1 pseudogene is annotated in these 549 nt (G+C 52.8%); it reads right to left on the bottom strand.

The features are described from left to right. Window positions 1-481 (bottom strand): annotated as a pseudogene (locus A6D6_RS21665) (transposase); the annotation flags it as partial. Window positions 482-549: the final 68 nt, after the last annotated feature.

The following is a 549-nucleotide window of genomic DNA, read 5'->3' as shown; positions in this document are numbered from 1 at the left end:
CTTCCCGCAGAGCTGCGACTCTGATTAAACAAGCGGTTCACTTTGGCTTTCAAGGCCACTCGCTCCGCATCAATACGACGGCACCGCTTACGATGTTCGTAGTAACAGGAACGATGCACATCAAACGCTGAACAGACCAATTCCACAGGCTCTTGCTCACTTAACTGGTCAATCAGCGCGTACGATTCCAGTCGTCCGACATCAAGAGAGCAGTAGCCTTTTTTAGAATGTTCTTCTCCCGTTCCAGGCGCTCACAGCGAGCCTCAAGCTCCTGTATCCGGCGCTGCTCCGGAGTAAGAGCCTTGCCTTTCGGGGTAACTCCTTGGCGTTCAGCCTCAAGCTGCTTAACCCAGCGCCGCAGCGCGCTCTCGACTACACCAAGCGATGTGCTGGCTTGGGAAACTGTGTAGCCTTGATCCAGCACCAAGCTGGCGGCTTCCTGCTTGAATTCAGGAGTAAAGGAACGTCGTTTTCTGGTCATCTGGCACCTCGATTAAGGTGGTAACTTTACCACCTATGTTGGTGTCCGGATTCATTAGACCACTACAT

Origin of the sequence: Alcanivorax xiamenensis (assembly GCF_009846745.1) — a bacterium.
Taxonomy (GTDB): Bacteria; Pseudomonadota; Gammaproteobacteria; order Pseudomonadales; family Alcanivoracaceae; genus Alloalcanivorax; species Alloalcanivorax xiamenensis.
This window is presented reverse-complemented; position numbering and strand designations above follow the sequence as displayed.